The following is a 21,534-nucleotide window of genomic DNA, read 5'->3' as shown; positions in this document are numbered from 1 at the left end:
GGCTGACAGGATCGGTCCCATGACCACGACCGACTGGGACGCCGCCGCCGACTCCTTCGACGAGGAGCCCGACCACGGGCTCCTCGATCCGGTCGTCCGCGGCGCCTGGGCACAGCGGATGCAGACCTGGCTGCCCACCACGCGCTCCGAGGTGCTCGACCTCGGCTGCGGCACGGGCAGCCTGTCCCTCCTCGCCGCGGGCCAGGGGCACCGGATCACCGCCGTCGACCGGTCGCCGCGCATGGTCGAGCAGGCACGGGCCAAGCTAGCCGGGACCGGTACCGAGGTGCTCGTCGGCGACGCCGAGCGGCCCCCGGTCGGGTGCCGTCGGTTCGACGTGATCCTCGCGCGGCACGTGATGTGGCTGCTGCCCGACCCCGAGGCCGTGCTGCGCCACTGGGTCTCCCTGCTGCGGCCGGGCGGCAGGCTGGTCCTGATCGAAGGGGTGTGGGGCGGGACGGGGCTCTCCGCGGACCGCCTCACCGCCCTGCTCACCCCCCACACGGAGCGCATCCACCACGAGCCCCTCTCCGGGGACGCACTGCTCTGGGGCGGGGAGGTCGACGACGAGCGGTACACCCTGGTGGCCCGCCTGGAGCCGCCCCGCAGGCACCGCGAGGTCGTCGATGTCCACCTGATCCTGCGCAGGGGCCCGGACGTGCTGCTCGCCCGGCGGGCCGGGACGGGATACGCCGACGGGCTGCTCCACGCGCCCTCCGGCCACGCGGAGGACGGCGAGGACGTCCGGGAGGCGGTGATCCGTGAGACGGCCGAGGAGATCGGCGTCGCCCTCGACCCGGACGAGCTCCGGGTGGCCCTGGTCATGCAGCACAGAGGACCGGGCGGGAACCCGCGTATGGGCTGGTTCTTCGAGGCGGAGTACGACCCGGCGCGCCCGCCCCGCAACGCGGAACCGGAGAAGTGCTCCGAGCTCGCCTGGTTCCCGCTGGACGCACTGCCGGACGACATGGTGGCGTACTGCCGCGCCGGGCTCGACGGGTACCGCGCCGAGGAGCGCTTCCTGATCCACTGGCACGAGGACGGCGACTCCGTCGAGTACACCCCGGACGGGACCCGCCGGGCCGTTCCGCTGCCGGTGGCCCCGGCCCCCACCGGCCGGCTGCACCACATCGAGCTGTGGGCACCCGACCTGGCCGAGGCCGAGGCGCAGTGGGGCTGGCTCCTCGGCGAGCTCGGCCACGTCCCGTACCAGCGGTGGGCGCACGGCCGCAGCTGGCGGCGTGGCGACACCTATGTCGTGGTCGAACGGTCACCGGATCTGACGCGGGACACCCACGACCGGCTGCGCCCCGGCCTCAACCACCTGGCGTTCCATGTCCGGGACCGCGCAGCCCTGGACGCCCTGGTGGCGCGCGCCCCCGGTCACGGCTGGCGGCTGCTCTTCCCGGACAGCCATCCGTACGCCGGCGGCAGCGGGCACTACGCGGCGTACCTGGAGAACGCGGCGGGATACGAGGTGGAGCTGGTCGCGCCCTGAGGGCGACGCCGCGCCGATCCGCCACGGACGACGGGACGGCCCTCGGCTCACCCGGACCGCGTCCGCCCGGAGGCACTCCCGCCTCCGGCGGTGACCTCCGGACCCGCCCAGTACCGCCCGCCGGTGAGTGCGGCGAGGCCGTCCGTGCGGGCGAGTCGTTCGAGCTCGTCCAGGGCCCGCACGGCCGCCTCCGCCGCCTGCGGGTCCAGGCCCGCCAGACCGCTCTCAGCGAACTCGTCCTCGTCCAGCCGGAGTACGGCGGAGCCGTCCGCGGACACCCACAGGTCGAGGTCCAGGTCCTCGACGAGCAGCTCGGCGCCCCGGAGCACGGCGGGCCGGGTGATGTCGCAGTACCACCCCTTGAGCTCCCCGCCGCCGGTGCGGACCTCCTTGACCGCGTACCACCTGTCCCGCCAGTAGTGCTCCGTCAGGACGTCCCCGGGCTCGAACCGTACGAACCCGAAGTCCCTGGCACCCGGGGCCGCCCACGGTGCCAGGACGGTGATCCGCGTCCCGTCGTCGTGGACCCGCTGCGCGGGGTAACGGATCTTGGTGCGGCCCGCCTTCACCAGCGCCACCGTCAGGGTGGCCGCGGCGTCAGCCGAGGCTTCGGACATGTCGTACCTCCGTGGCGCAGACCTCGTAGCCGAACCACCGGTTGACCGCCAGCATCGGGCCGTTGCCCGCGTCGTTGCCGGTGTACGCGTCCGTGAATCCGGCGGCCCGGGACCGGTGCAGCGAGTCGCACTTCGCGAGCTTCGCCAGCCCGCGGCCGCGGTAGGCGCGACGGGTGCCGGTCATGGCCGACCAGTAGCGGGTGCGACCGTCGGTCTCCGCCGCGCTGAACGCCGCGACCTGCCCGTCCACCGTCACCACCGTCGTGAGCGCGCGGTCGAAGCCCGGCCGCCGCCAGGTAGTGGCCAGCCAGTCCTCGTAGTCGCCGAACTCCGCCGTCACGTCGCTCGGTTCGTCCGCGGTCACCTCGGCGTCCGCCTCGAACAGCGGGCGTGGATCGTCCTCGAAGTCGGCGCCGCTCAGCAGCCCGACCCCGGCGGGCGGATCCGGAAGGGGCGGGAGCTGCCCGTTCGCCAGATCGAGGCGGAGGAAGTGTGCGGCCCGGCGTGGCGCATACCCGCGCTTCTCGGCGAAGGCCCGGTTGGACGGCTCGTCGAGCACCCAGGAGTAGACCTCGGTCGCACCCGCGTCGGCGAGGTGCTCCTCGCCCCTCCTGAGCAACAGGGAACCCGCACCCCGCCCCACCCTGTCCGGACGGACGTACGGGTTGCAGAAGCCCTGGCCCGGCTTCGGGCTCTCGTGGGCGATGCCCACCTGGGCGGTCCCGATCAGCTCACCGTCCTGCTCGGCGACCAGCAGCCGCAGGCGCCGGTCCGGATGGGCCGAGGCGAGGTCTCCGAGGACCCCCTCCGGAGTCGTCACCATGTACGGCAGCGCGGCACGGCGCACCCGCACCCAGGCCTCCGCGTCGGCGGGAAGGAAGTCGCGCACCAGTAGCGTCATGTGCGGGACCGTACGCGCCGGGCGGACCCGGCCGCCTCCGGATTTCCGGCGGCGGGGCCGCTGCCGGGACCTGTGGTGGGGGAGAATCGGCGGGTGACCCTGAAGATCGCCGTTGATCCGGAATCCGCCACCGCCCCGTACGAGCAGCTGCGCGCCCAGCTGTCCGAACAGGCCCGCTCGGGAGCCCTGCCCGTGGGCTACCGGCTCCCGACCGTGCGGGGCCTCGCCGGGGAACTGGGCCTCGCCGCCAACACCGTCGCCAAGGCGTACCGGGCGCTGGAGGCCGACGGCGTGATCGAGACGCGGGGCCGCAACGGCACCTTCGTCGCCGCCGCCGGTGACGCGGCGTCCCGTCACGCGGCGACGGCGGCGCAGGAGTACGCGGAACAGGCGCGGCGCCTCGGCCTCTCCAGGTCCGAGGCGCTCGCCGTGGCCGAGGACGCGGTGCGGGCGGCCTACACGCGATAGCGCACGCGGGCCCGGCGGCTCACAGGTACAGCCCGGCGTCCGTCCCCGCGTCCTGCTTCGGTACCGACGCGGGGCCGCTGCCCCGGCGCAGCGCGTACAGCTCGGCGAGGGTGGCGCCCTCCCTGCCGAGCCCTTCCTCGCTGCCCAGCCAGGACACCGACTCCGCGCGGGTCAGCGAGCCCACCTCGATGCGGGCCAGGCACCGGCCCGGCCTGACGACGGCGGGGTGCAGCCGCTCCAGGTCCTCGTTGGTCGTCACGCCCACCAGCACGTTGCGCCCCTGCCCCAGCAGACCGTCGGTCAGGTTGAGAAGCCGGGACAGCGCCTGACCGGCCGTGTGCTTGGCCTCGCCGCGGATCAGCTCGTCGCAGTCCTCCAGGAGCAGCAGCCGCCACCGCCCCTTCGCCGAACCGTCGTCCTCACCGATGGCGATGTCCATCAGATAGCCGACGTCGTTGAACAGCCGCTCCGGGTCCAGTACGCAGTCGACCTGGCACCAGTCCCGCCAGGAGCGGGCGAGGGTACGCAGCGCGGACGTCTTGCCGGTGCCGGGCGGCCCGTGCAGCAGCAGGAGCCGGCCCGAGATGTCGTCGGGGGTGACTTTCATCAGCCGGTCCATGGCATCGGCCACCGGAGCCGTGTAGTTGGGCCGGACCTCGTCCCAGGTGCCTGCGGCGATCTGCCGGGTGGTGCGGTGCGGGCCACGCCGCGGGGAGACGTACCAGAAGCCCATGGTCACGTTGTCGGGCTGCGGTTCCGGCTCGTCCTGCGCGCCGTCGGTCGCCTCGGAGAGGATCCTCTCGGCGAGTTCGGGGGTCGCGGCGGTCACGGTGACGTCGGCGCCGCGGTTCCACCGCGACACCAGCACCGTCCAGCCGTCGCCCTCGGCGAGTGTCGCGCTCCGGTCGTCGTCTCTGGCGGCCCGGAGCACCTTGGCCGCGGAAGGCAGCAGAGTGGCCCCCGACTTCACGCGGTCGAGGGAGGAGCTGTGCGAGAAGGGCTGCTCGCCCGTCGCGAAGCGGCCCAGGAACAGCGCGTCCACGACGTCGGACGGCGAGTCGCTGTCATCGACGTTGAGCCGGATCGGCAGCGCGGACTCGGGGTTGGCAGACATGGCGCACATGATCCGCCACGGCGGCACCGCACGCACCCGGGTTTCGCGAGCTGCCGGGGGCTGGTGGCCCGTTCGGGCGAAGGCCCCGCGGGGATCGTCCTGGCCGGACCCGTCCCGCCAGGACGATCCCCGCGGGGGACTTCGCCACCCGGCGTACCTGATGTCGGTTTTGGGATGACGTCGCGTCGGAAGGGCTGCGAACAGCGCTTGTTGAAGCTTTTTGGCATGGACACTTCCGGAATTGCGGCCGGTGCTGCTACTACGTAGTAGGCAGAGATCCTGCCCAAGGAGGTCCCATGAAAATATCCAGACTCGTGGCGTTCTCGTCCTCTCTCCTGCTCGGCTCCGTCCTCGCTCTGGCCGGTGTGGGCGTCGCTCAGGCCCAGGAGGCCGCGGCCGTCGACTACGTGGCCCTGGGTGACTCGTACTCGTCGGGAGTGGGTGCCGGCAGCTACGACAGCGCGAGCGGCGACTGCAAGCGCAGCACCCGCGCCTACCCGGCCCTCTGGAAGGCCGCGAACAACCCCGCGTCGTTCGCCTTCACCGCGTGTTCGGGCGCCAGGACCGGTGATGTCACGGCCGGTCAGCTCGGTCCCCTCAGCTCCGCCACCGATCTCGTCTCGATCTCCATCGGAGGGAACGACGCCGGTTTCGCCGACGTCATGACCACCTGCGTCCTGCAGTCCGAGTCCACCTGTCTCAGCCGGATCGCCACCGCGCGCGCCTACGTCGACTCGACCCTCCCGGGCAAGCTCGACTCGGTCTACTCGGCCATCAGCGCCAAGGCGCCCTCCGCCCGCGTCGTCGTCCTGGGCTACCCCCGCTTCTACAAGCTCGGCGGAAGCTGCATCGCCGGACTCAGCGAGAACGAGCGCACCGCCATCAACAGCGCCTCCGACTACCTGAACGCGGCCACCGCCAAGCGCGCGGCCGACCACGGCTTCACCTTCGGTGACGTCGCCTCGACCTTCACCGGGCACGAGATCTGCTCGGGCAGCGCCTGGCTGCACAGTGTGAACTGGCTCAACATCGGCGAGTCCTACCACCCCACCGCCGCCGGGCAGTCGGGCGGCTACCTGCCCGTCCTCAGCTCGAAGGCCTGACAGCGGCTCGAAGGCCCTACAAGGAGTTCGAAGGGTCGGCGGCTCGGAGGGCCGCCCGCCGTGCTCCGGCCGCGCGGCGCGCCGTCCCGGCCGTCCGCCGGGGAGGCGGCCCCCTCACCCGGGGCCGCCTCCCCGGCGGGACCGCGCCGTCCCGGCCGGTCGTGCCCAAGCCCTTCCGCGACCGGCCGGTCACGGTAACGGGCCGTCAACACCCGTACACGGGAGTGCAATCCTTCGGCCGGGATACACGAGTGTCATCGCGGGACGATAGGGTTAACCTGCCCGGGCCGGGTGCCCTCGTACGGGTGGGGAGTGACATGGAACAGATAACGGTGCGGAGCAGGCCGCGTGTGCCTGCCATCACATGCGGGAGCGGTGCGACCAGTTCGCGCCTCGACCGCCATCTCGCAGTGCTTGGCGGCCCCGCCGTCCCGCAGCGCGAGTCCGCCGAGGCGACGCTGCTGATGCTCGAGCTCACCTCGCGCGACGCGGCGCACACCCGCAGGAGCAGGAGCGCGCGTGTCTCGCTCTTCGCCCCGCTGCGGCGACTGCGGCGTTCGCTCCTGGGCAGCCGCCGCTGACCGACGGCTGTCACGACCGGTCCGGCCCTCCGCCCTGGGCCGCGTCCACGATCACTCCGTCCCGGCGCAGTGCTGCTGTCTGCCCTTCCGTCATCCCCAGGGCACGCAGCGTTGCGTCGGTGTGCTCCCCCAGCGCCGGTACGGCACCCATCGGCGCCGGCGCCCCGCCCGGCAGCGTGATCGGGGGAAGCAGGGCCCGCAACGCGCCGACCGGGGTGGCGACCTCCCGCCACCGGTCCCGTGCCGCCAGCTGAGGGTGGGCGGCCACGTCCGCCACCGTGTTCAGCCTCGCGCAGGCGATGCCCGCCGCGTCCAGCCTGGCGAGCGCCTCCCCGCCGGTCAGTCCCCCCAGCGCACCGCCCACCACCGCGTCCGTCCGCTCCCGGTTGGCCGTACGCGAGGTGTTCGTCGCGAAGTCCGGATCGTCGGCCAGCCCAGGCCGCTCCAGGACCTGTTCCGCGAGGCGGCGCCACTCCCGGTCGTTCTGCACGGAGAGCAGAAGCTGTTCCCCGTCCGCCGTGGCGTAGGCGTCGTACGGGGCGATCACCGCGTGCGCGAGCCCCGTACGGACCGGGGGCTCGCCCCCGTGCATCCCGTGGTGCAGCGGGTGCCCCATCCACTCGGCCAGCGAGTCCAGCATCGAGATCTCCACCGGGCCCCCGAGTCCCGTCGTGGCCCGCCTGAGCAGGGCCGCGAGCACACCGGAGAACGCGTACATCCCCGCCGCGATGTCGGCGGCCGGCACCCCCGCCTTCACCGGCTGCTCCGGTGTCCCGGTGACGGACACCAGGCCCGCCTCGCACTGGACGAGCATGTCGTAGGCCCGTTTGTGCGCGTAGGGGCCGTCCGCGCCGTATCCGGAGATGTCCACCGCCACGAGCCGGGGATGCGCGGCGCACAGCGAGGCGGCGTCCAGGCCGAGCCTCGCGGCCGCCCCCTGCGCCAGGTTCTGTACGAACACGTCTGCTCCGGCGACGAGTCGGAGCACCACGTCCAGGCCGCGCGGATCCTTCAGGTCGACGGCGACGGACTCCTTGCCCCGGTTGCACCAGACGAAGTGCGAGGCGAGGCCTCCTGCCGCCGTGTCGTAGCCGCGCGCGAAGTCACCGCCGTCCGGACGCTCGATCTTGACGACCCGCGCGCCGAGGTCGGCGAGCTGACGGGTCGCGAAGGGTGCGGCGACGGCCTGTTCGACCGCCACCACCGTGACGCCGTCCAGCGGGAGGGGCTGTGTGCTGCTGCTCATGAGCAGCGTGCTTACCGTGTGCGCGGCCGTTCTGTCACCCCGGGCACGCGGACGGCGGATCGCGGACCACTGGTCACAGCAGGGCGAACTGCCCCTCCGGGCCCTCCTCCCGGTGGTCCAGGACGGACGCGGGCCGGCGGGCCGACACCGGCACGGGGAGCACGCCCGCCGCGTGCAGCCGGTCCCGGCTCAGGACGGCCGACCGTTCGAGACGGTCCCGCAGCGCTTCCTGCCTCGGCCGCGCTCCTCCCAGCAGCGCCAGGACGGTGATCAGTTCGAGCAGGTCAGAGGTCCGCTCCGGCGTCCACCCGCGCGGGCCCAGCGCGGCCAGTCCCTCCACCCCGCCCCGTGCGGTACGCCGCTCGAACCAGAGGTCCAGCACGCGCACCCCGTTGACCCGGAAGTCCCAGGCCTCGGCGGGTACCGGCGAGACGCGCCCCTCGCCGAGGAGAAGTGCCTCGCCGGCCGCGTCGTAGCCCATCCCGTCCGGCAGGGACGGGATCGTGGCGCGTACGTACGGGCGCCGGCCGCCCGGCAGCCGGGGCCGTTCCCCGCCGCGTGCCCCGCGCGACTGCGTCCGCAGCAGCTCCCGGCCCAGCTCCACCCCCTCGGCCCACAGGTCACCCTCGGCGGGCAGCGGGACGAGAGGACCTGTGGGGGAGGGCCTCGCGGCGGCGAGTGTCCAGGCCAGGACGCACTCCGCGGTGACGGACGTGCCGTAGCGGGATGCCAGCAGGGCGGACAGCCCCGGCGCCAGGTTGGGCTCCTGCCCGCCGGGGCGCCGGTAGAGCGGCCGTATCCGGCCGGGGCGCCCGGCGGGGGAGTGGCCGTCCGGCAGCAGGGCCGTCGCGGACAGGGCCGGTCCGGTGTCCTGCGGGAGGTATCCGTGCTCCACGGCGAAGAGCTGACGTCCGTCGGCGACCCGCCACAGCTCCGGGCGGGCGGCGTCCAGCAGGCGCTGGTCGGGGATCATCCACTGTTCGTCGAACGGGCCGTGCAGGATGCGCACGGGTTCGGGATACGGGCCCGGATCCCGGGCGAACGCGCTGGTGCCGGTGCTCCTGCCCGGTAGCGCCGCCGCGGCCTTCAGCGGCGTACGGAACCTGCTGGGCTCGAACAACCGCTCCTGCTCGGCACCCTCGGCCCCTGCCAGCAGATCCCAGCGAGCCCGGAGCGAGGCCGCGTCCGGGGCCGTCACCCACGGGCGCCCCGACCTCAGGGGCCGCACCGACCAGGGCATCAGGTCGTCGAGCCGCGGGAGCGCGTCGCCCCCGCCGGCTCCGGCCGCCACCCGTGCTGCCACCGTGTCGTCCTCCCCCGCCGCCGCGTCCGCCGCTCCCGGCATCGTAACGACCGCGGGCCGCGGGCCGTCAGTGCGCGTCCACCGTCACCGAGAAGGAGAAGCGGTCGCCCCTGTACCGGATCCGAGCCACGTCCACCACGGTCCCGTCCTCGTCGTACGTCACGCCGGTGTAGTGCAGGATCGGGCTGAGCAGCGGCACCTGGAGCAGTTCGGCGGTGGCGGGGTCGGCGAGGCGGGCCTCGACGGTGTCCGTGATCCGGGAGATCCGCACGCCGACCGCGTCGCGCAGCACCTTGGTCATCGGCCACCGCTCCAGATCGGCGACGTCGAGCCGCGTCGCGATCTCCGGACGCAGGCAGTTCTCCGCCCAGTTGGTGGGTTCGCCGGTCCCTTCGTCGCGGCGCAGCCGCCGGTAGCTGACCACCTCGGGGCAGTCGGGGAAGAACTCCGCGAGGTCGCCGGGGACCGGTGTCGTGCCGTGGTCCAGCACGGTCGTCCGCTCGCCCGACTGCTGGGCGACGATCGCGTCGATCGAGCCGAGCAGCCGGACCGGCGACACCCGCCGGGCCCGCGGCTCGATGAAGGTGCCGCGCCGCCGGTGCCTGCTGATCAGGCCCTCGTTCTCCAGCTCCTTGAGCGCCTGGCGCATGGTGAGGACGCTGACGCCGTAGTGCGCCGCGAGCTGCTCCTCGGTCGGCAGCCGTGTCGAGGCGTCCTGCGGGCGGCCCAGTATGGAGGCACGGAGGGACTGCGAGACCTGGTACCAGAGGGGCAGCTTCCGGTTCAGCACCAGGGAGTCGGGGGCGAAGCCGGGGGTGTGGCGGAGCTCGTTCACCTGGTTCATCCGGTTCACCTGGGCTCTCTGCGCTGCGGCCGGCCGTGCGGACTCACGGCCGGAAGTTGCGGCTCAGACCCTGCCATACGTCGTCGTATCCGCGCTGGAGACGGTCGGATTCCGCCGCCTGCGCGGTCGCGGTCACCGGCCAGCGGGTCTCGAACATGAACGCCAGGCCGTCGTCGACCCGCTGCGGTTTCAGCTCGGCCGCGCTCGCCCGGTCGAAGGTCTCCCGGTCGGGGCCGTGCGCCGACATCATGTTGTGCAGCGAGCCGCCGCCCGGCACGAAGCCGTCCGCCTTGGCGTCGTACGCGCCCTCGATCAGGCCCATGTACTCGCTCATCACGTTGCGGTGGAAGTACGGCGGGCGGAAGGTGTCCTCGCCGACCAGCCAGCGCGGCGCGAAGACCACGAAGTCGACCCCGGCGAGCCCCGGGGTGTCGGACGGCGAGGTCAGCACGGTGAAGATCGACGGGTCGGGGTGGTCGTAGCTGATGGTCCCCATGACGTTGAACCGCCGCAGGTCGTAGACGTACGGCGTGTGGTTGCCGTGCCAGGCGACGACGTCGAGCGGCGAGTGGTCGTACGTCGCGGACCAGAGGTTCCCGCAGAACTTGTTGACCACCTCGACGGGCCCCTCGCGGTCCTCGAACGCGGCGACGGGCGCCAGGAAGTCCCGTGCGTTCGCGAGGCCGTTGGCGCCGATGGGACCCAGGTCGGGCAGGACGAACGGCTGCCCGTAGTTCTCGCAGACGTACCCGCGGGCCGTGGTGTCCAGCAGCTCCACGCGGAAGCGGACGCCGCGCGGGATCAGGGCCACCTGGCCCGGCTCGGCACGAAGGATGCCCAGTTCGGTACGGAGCAGCAGGCCGCCGCGCTCGGGCACGATCAGGAGCTCTCCGTCGGAGTCGCTGAACACCCGGTCCGTCATCGAGGAGTTCGCGCTGTACAGGTGCACCGCCATCCCTTCACGCCGCGCGGCGTCGCCGTTGCCGCCCAGCGTCCACAGGCCGGTCAGGAAGTCCGTGCCGGGGCCGGGTTCGGGGAGCGGGTCCCAGCGAAGCCGGTTGGGGTCGGGGACCGTCTCGGTGAAGGGGGCGGTGCGCAGGGTGCCGTTGTCCACGCGCACGAAGGCGGGGTGGGCGGCCGAGGGGCGGATCCGGTAGAGCCAGGAGCGGCGGTTGCGGGCGCGGGGTTCGGTGAAGGCCGAGCCGCTGAGCTGCTCGGCGTACAGCCCGAGGGGCGCGCGCTGCGGCGAGTTGCGGCCGTGCGGCAGCGCCCCGGGAACGGCCTCGGAGCTGTGCTCGTTACCGAAGCCGGACAGGTGGTCGAGGTGGTCCGCCGTCTTCCTCGCCTGCTCGATGCCGCTCATCATGTGCTCCCGGTGGATAAGGAATCGCATGGATCCCCCGAAGGACCCCCTGACGAAGAATCCTATGGATCACCGTAGGAATCGAAACGCCGCCCGTCAACGCCATACCGGCATCATGGGGCCGTGTCCCGAGCTCATGCGAACCTCCGACGTGTCCCCGTGCAGCAGCGCAGCGCCGACCGCCTCGCCCGGATCCTCGACGCCGGCGCCGGGCTGCTCGACGAGAGCGGTTACGAGCAGCTCTCCACCCGGGCGGTCGCCGACCGCGCCGGGGTGCCCATCGGCTCGGTCTACCGCTTCTTCCCCAACAAGCGGGCGCTCGTCGACGCGCTGGCCGAGCGCAATCTGGAGCTCTACGCCGAGCGCGTCACCGGCCGGCTCGCGGGGATCCCGGAGCGGGAGTGGCGTGCGGCCATCGACGCCGTGCTCGACGAGTACCTGGCGATGAAGCGCTCCGTGCCGGGCTTCGCCCTGGTGGACTTCGGCCCTCCCGCACCCGTCGCGGGTCCGCTCGACGAGGTCAACCGGCTCGTGGCGGGCCGCCTGGCGGAACTGCTCTCCGGCCACCTCGGACGGGAGCGGGACGCGGCGGCCGCCGACCCCGTGCTGCTCCGCACGGTGCTGGTCTGTGTGCAGGCCGCCGACGCGCTGCTCCAACTCGCCTTCCGCGCGGACCCGGAGGGCGACCCGGACCTGATAGCGGAGACCCGGGTCCTGCTCCGGGCCTATCTCGGGGAGGTGCTGGGGTAGCCGGAGCGGCGGGTGGCCGGCGTGGTCCGGGCCGGGCGCCGTCGGCCGGTGGCCCCGGAGTCGGCACCGTCGGCCGGCCGGCCCCGGGGCGGGGCCTCCCGTCTGCCGGTGGCCTCGGAGTCCGGCCCCGCCTGCCGATGACCTCGGGGCCGCCTTGGTCGGCCGGTTGCCCCGGTCCGGGTGCCGCCGGTCCCTGGTGCCGGTCCGGATCCGGCCGGTCCGAGTCCGGCCGCTTCGAACACCGCTGGTTCGAATGCCTCGCCACCATCCGTACCGGTCGGTATGCTCGGACCGGCCGGGAACCCGCGCCCGCCGTGCGGGCCGTGGGACGCCGGACCACGCCCGCGCGTCACCGCTGCCGCCCCGGGGAGGGCCCATGTCCCACGATTCCCGCACCGCTCTGCGCGTCTGCCCGCTCTGCGAAGCCACCTGCGGCCTCACGCTCACCATCGAGGGGACCACCGTCACAGGTGCCCGCGGTGACCGCGACGACGTCTTCAGCCAGGGCTTCATCTGTCCCAAGGGCGCGTCCTTCGGCGGGCTCGACGCCGACCCCGACCGGCTGCGCACCCCGCTCGTCCGCGAGGAGGGGGTGCTGCGTGAGGCGACCTGGAGCGAGGCCTTCGACGCGATCGCCGCGAAGATCCCCGCCCTGGTCGAGGAACACGGCAAGGACGCGGTCGGGGTCTTCCTCGGCAACCCCAACGTGCACACGATGGCGGGCGCGCTCTATCCGCCGATGCTCCTGTCCACGCTCGGCACCCGCAACGTGTTCACCGCCAGCACCCTGGACCAGATGCCCAAGCACGTCTCCAGCGGGCTGCTCTTCGGCGACGCCCAGGCCATTCCCGTACCTGACCTGGACCGCACCGGGCACCTGCTGCTGATCGGCGCCAACCCGCTGGAGTCCAACGGCAGCCTCTGCACCGCCCCCGACTTCCCCGGCAAGCTCAAGGCGCTGCGCCGGCGCGGCGGCACCCTCACCGTCATCGACCCCCGCCGCACCCGCACCGCGCGCCTGGCCGACCGGCACGCCGCCATCCGGCCCGGCACGGACGCCCTGCTGCTCGCCGCACTGACCCAGGTCCTCCTCGACGAGAAGCTCGCCGACCCCGGTGCGCTCGCCGACCACCTCGACGGCTACGACGAACTGGCCGAGGCCGTGGCGGACTTCACACCCGAGGCGGTCTCCGGGGCGTGCGACCTGGACCCCGGCACGATCCGTACGATCGCCCGCGAGCTGGCCGCCGCCCCCGCCGCGGCCGTCTACGGGCGCATCGGGAGCTGCACCGTCGAGCACGGCACGCTGGCCAGCTGGCTCGTCGACGTACTCAACATCCTCACCGGCAACCTCGACCGCCCCGGCGGCGCGCTCTTCCCGCTCTCCGCCACCGCGCGTGCGCCGCGCGCCGCGGCTCCGGGCAGGGGCTTCGCCCTCGGCCGCTGGCGCAGCAGGGTCTCGGGGCACCCCGAGGCCAAGGGCGAACTGCCCGTCGCCGCGCTCGCCGAGGAGATCGAGACGCCGGGACAGGGGCGGATCCGCGCCCTGATCGTCATCGCGGGCAACCCCGTGCTGTCCGCCCCCGACGGCGACCGGCTGGACCGGGCGCTCGCCGACGGCCTCGACTTCATGGTCAGCGTCGATCCGTACCTCAACGAGACCGCGCGCCACGCCGACGTGGTGCTGCCCCCGCCGCCGCCCTCGCAGAGCGCCCACTTCGACTTCGCGTTCAACGCCCTCGCCGTGCGCAACCAGGTCCGCTACGGCCGTCCCGCCGTGCCCCTGGAGGCGGACAGGATGGATGAGAGCGAGATCCTCGCCCGGCTCGTCCTCGCGGTCGGCGGCATGCACGGGGCGCCGCCGCGGACCGTCGACGACCTGGCCGTGGGTACCGCGCTCGCGCGGGCCGGAGCCCCCGAGGCTCTCACCGCCGAACTCACCGGGACCACGGGGCCCGAGCGGCGCCTGGACCTGATGCTGCGGCTGGGTCCGTACGACCTGACGCTGGAGCAGGTCCTCGCGCACCCGCACGGGATCGACCTCGGCCCGCTGAAGCCGCGGGTTCCCGAGGTGCTCAGGACCCGCAGCGGACGCATCGAGCTGTTCCCGGCCCCGATCGCCGCCGACCTGCCCAGGCTGCGCGCGTCGCTCGGCGCGCGGCCCGCCGGGCTGGTCCTCGTCGGCCGCCGCCATCTGCGGTCCAACAACAGCTGGATGCACAACGTCGCCGCACTGCGCGGCGGTTCGAACGTCTGCACCCTGCAGATCCACCCCGACGACGCGGCCCGTATCGGACTGGCCGAGGGCGACACCGCCCGGATCACCGCTGCGGGCGGCGAGGTCGAGGCCCCCACCGAGATCACCGACTCGGTCCGTACCGGGGTCGTGAGCCTTCCGCACGGCTGGGGTCACAGCCGTCCGGGCACCCGGATGTCCGTCGCCGGGGCGGAGCCCGGAGTCAACGTGAACCAGCTCCTGGACGGCACCCTCCTGGACCCGCTGTCCGGCACCTCGGTACTCAACGCCGTCCCCGTCTCCGTAACACCAACTCGCTGACCTGGGGTTTTGCTCGTATTGCTCACACGTCAACATCTTGTTAACCCTGCTTCGGGGCCCCTAACGTCATCCGGACCGCCGGCACCGGTGAGAGTTCAAAGGTGAACGTTAGGTAGCCCATATGTTGACAGTCCTCGGCTTCGCCATGATCGCGACCTTCCTGGTCCTGATCATGACGAAGAAGATGTCGCCGATCGCGGCGCTGGTCCTGATCCCCGCCCTGTTCTGCGTGGCCGTCGGACAGGGCGCCCACCTCGGTGACTACGTCATCGAAGGGGTCGGCACCCTCGCGCCGACCGCGGCGATGCTGATGTTCGCCATCGTCTACTTCGGCGTGATGATCGACGTCGGCCTCTTCGACCCGGTCGTCCGGATCATCCTGCGCTTCTGCAAGGCCGACCCGATGCGGATCGTCGTGGGCACGGCGGTGCTGGCCGCGATCGTCTCGCTGGACGGCGACGGCTCGACCACGTTCATGATCACCGTCTCGGCGATGTACCCGCTCTACAAGCGCCTGAAGATGAGCCTCGTCGTGCTCACCGGGGTGGCCGCCACGGCGAACGGCGTCATGAACACCCTGCCCTGGGGCGGCCCCACGGCACGCGCCGCCACCGCGCTCAAGGTGGACGCGGCCGACATCTTCGTACCCATGATCCCGGCGCTGGCCGTCGGCCTCCTCGCCGTCCTCCTGCTGGCCTGCGTCCTCGGCCGTCGTGAGCGCAGGCGGCTCGGCACGCTCACCCTCGACGAGGCCCTGGTGACCGAACCCGAGACGGTCCTCGTCGGTGGATCCGGGACGGTACTCGTCGGGGCGGGCGGCGGCGACCGGCTCACGAAGGCGCCGAAGACCACCGGCGCCGGTGGCGAGGGCGCGGCGGACGGCGCCGAAGCCGGCGCCGGGGAGGAGGAGTTCCAGGGGCTCGACCCCCACCGGTCCACCCTGCGCCCCAGGCTCTACTGGTTCAACGCCGGCCTCACCGTGGCCCTGCTGACCGCGATGATCATGGAGCTCATGCCCATCCCGGTGCTCTTCCTGCTCGGCGCGGCGCTCGCCCTCACCGTCAACTTCCCCCACATGCCGGACCAGCGGGCGCGGATCGCGGCGCACGCCGACAACGTCCTCAACGTCTCGGGCATGGTCTTCGCCGCCGCCGTCTTCACCGGGGTGCTCACCGGCACCGGCATGGTCGACCACATGGCGGACTGGCTCGTGGGCGCGATCCCCGACGCCATGGGGCCGCACATGGGCCTCGTCACCGGCCTGCTGAGCCTCCCGCTCACCTACTTCATGTCGAACGACGGCTTCTACTTCGGAGTCCTCCCCGTACTCGCCGAGGCCGGGGCCGCCCACGGGGTCTCCTCCCTGGAGATCGCCCGCGCGTCCATCGTCGGACAGCCGCTGCACATGTCGTCCCCGCTCGTGCCCGCCGTCTTCGTCCTGGTCGGCATGGCCAAGGTCGAGTTCGGCGACCACACCCGCTTCACCGTCAAATGGGCCGTGCTGACCTCGCTCGTGGTCCTCGGCGCGGGGATCCTCTTCGGGATCATCTGATGCCCGTCGAACCCCGGCCCGGCAGGGGCTGGCTGCTGCGCCTCGTCATCGCCTTCGCGTTCGCGCAGGGGGCGGTGTCGATGGCGCGGCCGGCCGTCTCCTACCGGGCCCTCTCGCTCGGCGCCGACGAACGCGCCATCGGCGTCATCACGGGCGTGTACGCGCTGCTGCCACTCTTCGCCGCCGTGCCGCTCGGCCGCCGCACCGACCACGGCCGGTGCGCACCCCTGCTGCCCGTCGGCGTCGTCCTGATCGGTGGCGGCTGTGCCCTCGGCGGCGGCGCGAACTCACTTCCGGCACTGGCCGCCTGGAGCGGGATCATGGGCCTCGGCCACCTCTGCTTCGTGATCGGCGCTCAGTCGCTCGTCGCCCGGCAGTCGTCACCGGCCGAACAGGACCGAAATTTCGGCCACTTCACCATCGGGGCCTCACTCGGCCAGCTCATCGGGCCGATCGCCGCCGGCTACCTCATCTCCGAGCGGGACGGGGCGATGGCCCGTACGAGCGCCGTCGCCCTGCTCGTCTCGGCGGCCGTGGCCGCCGTCTCCCTCACCTCGCTGTGGCGGATCGAGCACGCGAGGACCGTCGGTCCGAACCGCCGGGCGGCGCGCAAGGTGCCGGTCGGCGGCATCCTGCGGACCAGGGGGGTCCCGGCCGGCATCTTCATCAGCCTCGCCGTGCTGAGCGCCACCGACATCCTCACCGCCTACCTGCCGGTCGTCGGTGAGCAGCGCGGTATCGCGCCCGCCACCGTCGGCCTGCTGCTGAGCCTGCGGGCCGCCGCGACCATCGCCTGCAGGCTGGTCATGACACCGATGCTGCGCATGGTCGGCCGGGCGGCCCTGCTCTCCGTGACCTGTCTGCTCGGGGGCCTGCTGTGCGCCGCCGTGGCCCTGCCCCTCCCGGTGTGGGCGCTCGCCGTCGTGCTCGCCGTGCTGGGCTTCTGCCTCGGGGTCGGCCAGCCGCTCTCGATGACCACGGTCGTCCAGGCGGCCCCGGCCGCCGCCCGCTCCACCGCGCTCGCGCTCAGGCTCACCGGCAACCGGCTCGGCCAGGTCGCCGCCCCCGCGTCCGCCGGGCTGATCGCCGGACTCGCCGGCACGGCGGCGCCGTTCGTGATGCTCGGCGCCCTGCTGGTCGCTGCCGCGGGGCTCGGCCTGCGCGGCGGGGTCCGCGGCGCGGCCGACCCGACCCCCGCGACACCGGCACCGAGCCGACGCCCCCGCGCCGGGCGGAACTCCGGCTGACGAGGGCTCGTCGTCCCGACCGCCGGGCCGCCGGGCCGTCGAGCCGCCGACCACTGTGCGCGCTGTGCCCTGTGAGCTGTGCGCGCCGACCCCGCCCGCCGCCCCGGGGACATTCCGGGGCGGCGGGCGCCTGTCGCACCGGCCGTGCGTGACCTGTGTCTCCGGCGGTTCCCTGGCGCCGGAAAACTAACAGCGCTAGTTTGGGGCCGAACGGCATCCGTCCGTACGACGCACGGCTTCGGCGGCAGGCACAGCGAGCCCGGGAGGAACGGCCATGAAGGCGCATGACGGGATGTACATCGGCGGGGAGTGGCGGCCCGCCGCCGGACGGGACGCGATCGCGGTCGTGAACCCGGCGGACGAGCAGGTCATCGGACACGTCCCGGCCGGCACCGCCGAGGACGTCGACGCCGCGGTACGCGCCGCCCGCGCGGCCTTCCCCGGCTGGGCGGCCACCCCGCCCGCCGAGCGCGCCGCCAGGCTCACCGCGCTGCGCGACGCACTCGCCGCGCGCAAGGACGAGATCGCCGAGACCGTCACCGCCGAGCTCGGATCGCCGCTGCCGCTGTCGCAGGCGGTGCACGCCGGACTACCGGTGCTGGTGGCCGGATCGTACGCCGAACTGGCCGCGTCCCACTCCTTCGAGGAGAAGCTGGGCAACTCCACCGTCCTGCTGGAGCCCGTGGGGGTCGTCGGCGCGATCACCCCCTGGAACTACCCCCTGCACCAGATCGTCGCCAAGGTCGCCCCGGCGCTCGCCGCCGGCTGCACCGTCGTCCTGAAGCCCGCCGAGGACACCCCGCTCACCGCGCAGCTCTTCGCCGAGGCCACCCAGGAGGCAGGTCTGCCGGCCGGTGTCTTCAACCTGGTCACGGGCATCGGCGCCGTGGCCGGCCAGGCGCTCGCGGAGCACGACGGGGTCGACCTCGTCTCGTTCACCGGGTCCACCGCCGTCGGCAGGCAGATCGGCGCCACGGCCGGAGCGGCGGTCAAGCGCGTCGCCCTGGAGCTCGGCGGAAAGTCCGCCAACGTGATCCTGCCCGGCGCCGACCTCGCCAAGGCCGTCAACGTCGGCGTCGCCAACGTGATGTCCAACTCCGGCCAGACGTGCAGCGCCTGGACCCGGATGCTGGTCGACGCCGAGCGGTACGAGGAGGCCGTGGCCCTCGCGGCCACCGCCGTCGCCAAGTACGTACCGGGGGAGCGGGTCGGCCCGCTCGTCAACGCCAAGCAGCAGGCCCGGGTGCGGGGTTACATCGAGAAGGGTGTCGAGGAGGGTGCCCGCCTGGTCGCGGGGGGCGCCGAGGCACCCAGGGAGCAGGGCTACTACGTCAGCCCCACCGTCTTCGCCGACGTCACCCCGGAGATGACCATCGCGCGGGAGGAGATCTTCGGCCCGGTGCTCTCGATCCTCCGGTACGAGGACGTCGACGACGCCCTGCGGATCGCCAACGACACCGTGTACGGCCTCGCCGGAGCGGTCTGGGGCGCCGACGACGCCGAGGCGGTGGCCTTCGCCCGGCGCATGGACACCGGACAGGTCGACATCAACGGCGGACGCTTCAACCCCCTCGCGCCCTTCGGCGGCTACAAGCAGTCGGGGGTGGGGCGTGAGCTCGGCCCGCACGGCCTCTCCGAGTACCTCCAGACCAAGTCCCTCCAGTTCTGAGTCCCACGCCGATCCGCCGAGGAGTCAATTCGTGGTCCGCGCCGCTGTACTGCCCGCCGTCGGAGCTCCGCTGGAGATCACCGACATCGAACTCCCGGAGCCCGGCCCCGGCCAGGTGGGCATCAGGCTCGCCGCCGCCGGTGTCTGCCACTCCGACCTGTCCCTGTCCAACGGCACCATGCGGTTGCCGGTCCCTGCGGTGCTCGGCCACGAGGGCGCCGGCACGGTGCTCGCCGTCGGCGAGGGCGTCACCCACGTCGCCGCGGGTGACGCGGTGGTCCTCAACTGGGCGCCGTCCTGCGGTGCGTGCTTCCACTGCGGGATCGGCGAGGTCTGGCTCTGCGCCGACGCGCTCAAGGGCGCGGCGAACATCCACGCCCGTACCGCCGACGGCACCGAGCTGCACCCGGGTCTCAACGTCGCCGCCTTCGCCCAGGAGACCGTCGTCGCCGCGAACTGTGTGCTGCCCGCCCCGGCCGGCATCCCGCTCGACGACGCCGCTCTGCTCGGCTGCGCGGTGCTGACCGGATACGGGGCCGTCCACCACTCCGCCCGGGTGCGCGAGGGCGAGAGCGTCGTGGTCTTCGGCATCGGCGGGGTCGGCCTCGCCGTCCTGCAGTCCGCCCGGATCGCCGGAGCGTCGAAGATCATCGCCGTCGACGTGTCACCGGAGAAGGAGGAGCTGGCCCGCCGGGCCGGTGCCACCGACTACGTCGTCGCGTCCGACACCACGCCGCGCGCCGTCCGCAAGCTCACCGGGGGACAGGGCGCGGACGTGGCCGTGGAGTGCGTGGGGCGGCCCGCCACGATCCGGGCGGCCTGGGAGTCGACCCGCCGGGGCGGCCGAGCCACGGTCGTCGGCATCGGCGGCAAGGACCAGGTGGTGTCCTTCAACGCCCTGGAGATCTTCCACTGGGGCCGCTCGCTGACGGGCTGTGTCTACGGCAACAGCGACCCGGCGCGCGACCTGCCGGTGCTCGCCGAGCACGTTCGCGCGGGCCGCCTGGACCTGGGCATGCTGGTCACCGAGCGGATCGCGCTGGACGGTATCCCCGCGGCCTTCGAGAACATGATCGCGGGCAAGGGCGGCCGGTCCCTGGTGGTGTTCTGAGACCGGGTGCTGCGCGACAGGTCACGGCCCGCCCGGGCGGCTCAGCCCGAGGCGGGCCGCACGATCTGCCGGTACTGCTGCTCCAGTCCGTCCAGCAGTGCCCTCAGCCCGGTCTCGAACGCCCGCTCGTCGATCTTCTCCTGCTGCTCGGCCAGCAGATGCGCCTGGCCGAGGTGCGGATAGTCGGCCGGGTCGTAGGCGCCGGCGTCGTTCACGAAACCGCCGGCGAAGGAGCCGAGCGCGGACCCCATCACGAAGTACCGCATGAGCGCGCCGATCGAGGTGGCCTGCGCCGGGGGCCAGCCCGCGTCCACCATCGAGCCGAACACCGCGTCGGCGAGGCGCAGCGCGGCGGGCCGGCGGCCGGGGCCGCGGGCGAGCACCGGCACGATGTTGGGGTGGTCGCGCAGGGCGGCCCGGTAGGAGACGGCCCAGTCGTGCAGCGCGGTCCGCCAGTCCCGGCCGTCCTCGAACATCGACAGATCCACCTGGGCGCTGACCGAGTCCGCGACCGCCTCGAGGATCTCGTCCTTGGTGCGGAAGTGGTTGTACAGCGACGGCCCGCTCACCCCCAGTTCGGCGGCGAGACGCCGGGTGGAGACGGCCGCGAGGCCCTCCGCGTCCACGAGATCCCGCGCCGCCTGGACGATGCGGTCGGTGCTGAGCAGGGGCTTGCGCGGTCGGGCCATGGCGCACATAGTAGGGCTGCGCGCAAAAACTAGCAGTGATAATTAAAATCTGTGACTTTCAAGATCTGGCATCGGTGGGGTGACGCGTGGTGAACCTGGAGCTGAGCGAGGAGCAGGAGGCGGTCCGGCAGCTGGCCCGGGACTTCGTCGAGCGCGAGATCACTCCGTACGCGGCCGCCTGGGACCGCGCCGAGGAGGTCGACCGCGGCATCGTCGAGAAGCTCGGCGAGGTCGGTTTCCTCGGCCTGACCATCGACGAGACCTACGGCGGCTCGGGCGGCGACCACCTCGCCTACTGCCTGGTCACCGAGGAACTGGGCCGCGGCGACTCCGCCGTGCGCGGCATCGTCTCCGTCTCCCTCGGCCTGGTCGCCAAGACGATCGCGACCTGGGGCAGCGAGGAGCAGAAGCGCACCTGGCTGCCGGGCCTGACCAGCGGGCAGTACGTCGGCTGCTTCGGGCTCACCGAGCCCGGCACCGGCTCCGACGCCGCCCACCTGACCACCCGGGCGGTGCGCGACGGCGACGACTACGTCGTCAACGGCACCAAGATGTTCATCACCAACGGGACCTGGGCCGACGTGGTGCTGCTCTTCGCCCGGTCCACCGACGCCCCCGGCCACCAGGGCATCTCCGCCTTCCTCGTCCCCACCGACACCCCCGGCCTGAGCCGCCGCACCATCCACGGCAAGCTGGGCCTGCGCGGCCAGGCGACCGCCGAGCTGGTCCTCGAGGACGTGCGCGTGCCCGCCTCCGCGATGCTCGGCCCCGAGGGCAAGGGCTTCTCGGTGGCCATGTCCGCCCTCGCCAAGGGGCGGATGTCGGTGGCCGCCGGCTGCGTCGGCATAGCCCAGGCCGCGCTGGACGCGGCCGTGAAGTACGCGGGGGAGCGCGAGCAGTTCGGCAAGAGCATCGCCCACC

19 protein-coding genes are annotated in these 21,534 nt (G+C 73.1%); 11 read left to right on the top strand and 8 right to left on the bottom strand.

What is annotated here, in order from left to right; all coding sequences use genetic code 11:
* Positions 1 to 19 precede the first annotated feature (19 nt).
* Positions 20 to 1,498, top strand: a complete 1,479-nt coding sequence (locus AB0I83_RS27280) for a methyltransferase domain-containing protein (protein ID WP_363306508.1) — start codon at positions 20 to 22, stop codon at positions 1,496 to 1,498.
* Positions 1,499 to 1,545: 47 nt separating this feature from the next.
* Here AB0I83_RS27280 and AB0I83_RS27275 read toward each other — a convergent pair whose 3' ends face one another.
* Together AB0I83_RS27275 and AB0I83_RS27270 are read right to left on the bottom strand one after the other, a co-directional pair.
* The gene (locus AB0I83_RS27275; protein WP_363306507.1) at positions 1,546 to 2,115 is read right to left on the bottom strand and encodes a DUF402 domain-containing protein; all 570 of its coding nucleotides are present in this window, start codon (positions 2,113 to 2,115) and stop codon (positions 1,546 to 1,548) included.
* A complete protein-coding gene (locus tag AB0I83_RS27270) occupies positions 2,096 to 3,016 on the bottom strand; it encodes a GNAT family N-acetyltransferase (protein WP_363306506.1) in 921 nt (306 codons plus the stop codon). The genes AB0I83_RS27275 and AB0I83_RS27270 overlap by 20 nt, the downstream gene beginning before the upstream one ends.
* A gap of 93 nt (positions 3,017 to 3,109) precedes the next feature.
* On the opposite strand from AB0I83_RS27270, the gene AB0I83_RS27265 reads away from it, so the two are divergent.
* Entirely contained in the window at positions 3,110 to 3,484 is a 375-nt protein-coding gene (locus AB0I83_RS27265) for a GntR family transcriptional regulator (protein WP_363306505.1), read from the top strand.
* A 19-nt stretch (positions 3,485 to 3,503) separates the two neighbouring features.
* On the opposite strand, the gene AB0I83_RS27260 is transcribed toward AB0I83_RS27265, so the two are convergent.
* A complete protein-coding gene (locus AB0I83_RS27260; protein WP_356536066.1) occupies positions 3,504 to 4,598 on the bottom strand; it encodes a DUF5925 domain-containing protein in 1,095 nt (364 codons plus the stop codon).
* A 296-nt stretch (positions 4,599 to 4,894) separates the two neighbouring features.
* On the opposite strand from AB0I83_RS27260, the gene AB0I83_RS27255 reads away from it, so the two are divergent.
* Positions 4,895 to 5,701 (top strand): SGNH/GDSL hydrolase family protein, encoded by an 807-nt coding sequence (locus AB0I83_RS27255; RefSeq protein ID WP_363306504.1) that lies wholly within the window; start codon positions 4,895 to 4,897, stop codon positions 5,699 to 5,701.
* 317 nt (positions 5,702 to 6,018) lie between these two features.
* Entirely contained in the window at positions 6,019 to 6,282 is a 264-nt protein-coding gene (locus tag AB0I83_RS27250; RefSeq protein ID WP_031099622.1) for a hypothetical protein, read from the top strand.
* A gap of 10 nt (positions 6,283 to 6,292) precedes the next feature.
* Here the strand turns inward: AB0I83_RS27250 and AB0I83_RS27245 are convergent, their stop codons facing one another.
* The 4 genes from AB0I83_RS27245 to hmgA form a co-directional block, all read right to left on the bottom strand.
* Positions 6,293 to 7,528 carry a CaiB/BaiF CoA-transferase family protein gene (locus AB0I83_RS27245; protein WP_363306503.1) on the bottom strand — a complete coding sequence of 412 codons (1,236 nt, stop codon included), beginning with the start codon at positions 7,526 to 7,528 and terminating at the stop codon, positions 6,293 to 6,295.
* A gap of 73 nt (positions 7,529 to 7,601) precedes the next feature.
* Positions 7,602 to 8,831 carry a type ISP restriction/modification enzyme gene (locus AB0I83_RS27240; protein WP_363306502.1) on the bottom strand — a complete coding sequence of 410 codons (1,230 nt, stop codon included), beginning with the start codon at positions 8,829 to 8,831 and terminating at the stop codon, positions 7,602 to 7,604.
* A 67-nt stretch (positions 8,832 to 8,898) separates the two neighbouring features.
* Complete coding sequence (locus AB0I83_RS27235; RefSeq protein ID WP_363306501.1) at positions 8,899 to 9,675, bottom strand: GntR family transcriptional regulator; 777 nt, start codon at positions 9,673 to 9,675, stop codon at positions 8,899 to 8,901.
* Positions 9,676 to 9,718: 43 nt separating this feature from the next.
* Positions 9,719 to 11,038 (bottom strand): homogentisate 1,2-dioxygenase, encoded by a 1,320-nt coding sequence (gene hmgA / locus AB0I83_RS27230; RefSeq protein WP_363306554.1) that lies wholly within the window; start codon positions 11,036 to 11,038, stop codon positions 9,719 to 9,721.
* 159 nt (positions 11,039 to 11,197) lie between these two features.
* Between hmgA and AB0I83_RS27225 the strand changes: the two genes are divergently transcribed.
* The 6 genes from AB0I83_RS27225 to AB0I83_RS27200 all read left to right on the top strand — a co-directional run bounded on the left by AB0I83_RS27225 (position 11,198) and on the right by AB0I83_RS27200 (position 19,924).
* Positions 11,198 to 11,788: a TetR/AcrR family transcriptional regulator gene (locus AB0I83_RS27225; RefSeq protein ID WP_356536071.1), complete on the top strand. Its 591-nt coding sequence runs from the start codon at positions 11,198 to 11,200 to the stop codon at positions 11,786 to 11,788.
* A 376-nt stretch (positions 11,789 to 12,164) separates the two neighbouring features.
* Positions 12,165 to 14,345, top strand: a complete 2,181-nt coding sequence (locus AB0I83_RS27220; RefSeq protein ID WP_363306500.1) for a molybdopterin oxidoreductase family protein — start codon at positions 12,165 to 12,167, stop codon at positions 14,343 to 14,345.
* A gap of 121 nt (positions 14,346 to 14,466) precedes the next feature.
* A complete protein-coding gene (locus tag AB0I83_RS27215) occupies positions 14,467 to 15,897 on the top strand; it encodes a citrate:proton symporter (RefSeq protein WP_363306499.1) in 1,431 nt (476 codons plus the stop codon).
* On the top strand, positions 15,897 to 17,144 hold the full coding sequence (locus tag AB0I83_RS27210; RefSeq protein ID WP_363306498.1) for an MFS transporter: 1,248 nt from the start codon (positions 15,897 to 15,899) through the stop codon (positions 17,142 to 17,144). The genes AB0I83_RS27215 and AB0I83_RS27210 overlap by 1 nt, the downstream gene beginning before the upstream one ends.
* Positions 17,145 to 17,418: 274 nt before the next feature.
* Complete coding sequence (locus AB0I83_RS27205; protein WP_356536075.1) at positions 17,419 to 18,813, top strand: aldehyde dehydrogenase family protein; 1,395 nt, start codon at positions 17,419 to 17,421, stop codon at positions 18,811 to 18,813.
* A 31-nt stretch (positions 18,814 to 18,844) separates the two neighbouring features.
* Entirely contained in the window at positions 18,845 to 19,924 is a 1,080-nt protein-coding gene (locus tag AB0I83_RS27200) for a Zn-dependent alcohol dehydrogenase (protein ID WP_363306497.1), read from the top strand.
* Positions 19,925 to 19,965: 41 nt separating this feature from the next.
* On the opposite strand, the gene AB0I83_RS27195 is transcribed toward AB0I83_RS27200, so the two are convergent.
* Positions 19,966 to 20,613, bottom strand: a complete 648-nt coding sequence (locus tag AB0I83_RS27195) for a TetR/AcrR family transcriptional regulator (protein ID WP_363306496.1) — start codon at positions 20,611 to 20,613, stop codon at positions 19,966 to 19,968.
* Positions 20,614 to 20,702: 89 nt separating this feature from the next.
* On the opposite strand from AB0I83_RS27195, the gene AB0I83_RS27190 reads away from it, so the two are divergent.
* Positions 20,703 to 21,534 (top strand): acyl-CoA dehydrogenase family protein (locus AB0I83_RS27190; RefSeq protein ID WP_363306495.1); only part of this gene is annotated, 832 nt, incomplete at its 3' end.

The sequence above is a fragment of the Streptomyces sp. NPDC049970 genome, assembly GCF_040660235.1.
Classification (GTDB): domain Bacteria; phylum Actinomycetota; class Actinomycetes; order Streptomycetales; family Streptomycetaceae; genus Streptomyces.
This window is presented reverse-complemented; position numbering and strand designations above follow the sequence as displayed.

Excerpts from the sequence above, each read along its gene's own strand:
- AB0I83_RS27280 (WP_363306508.1), top strand. The coding sequence starts at position 20 with ATGACCACGACCGACTGGGACGCCGCCGCCGACTCCTTCGACGAGGAG.
- AB0I83_RS27275 (WP_363306507.1), bottom strand. The coding sequence starts at position 2,115 with ATGTCCGAAGCCTCGGCTGACGCCGCGGCCACCCTGACGGTGGCGCTG.
- AB0I83_RS27270 (WP_363306506.1), bottom strand. The coding sequence starts at position 3,016 with ATGACGCTACTGGTGCGCGACTTCCTTCCCGCCGACGCGGAGGCCTGG.
- AB0I83_RS27260 (WP_356536066.1), bottom strand. The coding sequence starts at position 4,598 with ATGTCTGCCAACCCCGAGTCCGCGCTGCCGATCCGGCTCAACGTCGAT.
- AB0I83_RS27255 (WP_363306504.1), top strand. The coding sequence starts at position 4,895 with ATGAAAATATCCAGACTCGTGGCGTTCTCGTCCTCTCTCCTGCTCGGC.
- AB0I83_RS27250 (WP_031099622.1), top strand. The coding sequence starts at position 6,019 with ATGGAACAGATAACGGTGCGGAGCAGGCCGCGTGTGCCTGCCATCACA.
- AB0I83_RS27245 (WP_363306503.1), bottom strand. The coding sequence starts at position 7,528 with ATGAGCAGCAGCACACAGCCCCTCCCGCTGGACGGCGTCACGGTGGTG.
- AB0I83_RS27235 (WP_363306501.1), bottom strand. The coding sequence starts at position 9,675 with ATGAACCAGGTGAACGAGCTCCGCCACACCCCCGGCTTCGCCCCCGAC.
- hmgA (WP_363306554.1), bottom strand. The coding sequence starts at position 11,038 with ATGAGCGGCATCGAGCAGGCGAGGAAGACGGCGGACCACCTCGACCAC.
- AB0I83_RS27220 (WP_363306500.1), top strand. The coding sequence starts at position 12,165 with ATGTCCCACGATTCCCGCACCGCTCTGCGCGTCTGCCCGCTCTGCGAA.
- AB0I83_RS27215 (WP_363306499.1), top strand. The coding sequence starts at position 14,467 with ATGTTGACAGTCCTCGGCTTCGCCATGATCGCGACCTTCCTGGTCCTG.
- AB0I83_RS27210 (WP_363306498.1), top strand. The coding sequence starts at position 15,897 with ATGCCCGTCGAACCCCGGCCCGGCAGGGGCTGGCTGCTGCGCCTCGTC.
- AB0I83_RS27205 (WP_356536075.1), top strand. The coding sequence starts at position 17,419 with ATGAAGGCGCATGACGGGATGTACATCGGCGGGGAGTGGCGGCCCGCC.
- AB0I83_RS27195 (WP_363306496.1), bottom strand. The coding sequence starts at position 20,613 with ATGGCCCGACCGCGCAAGCCCCTGCTCAGCACCGACCGCATCGTCCAG.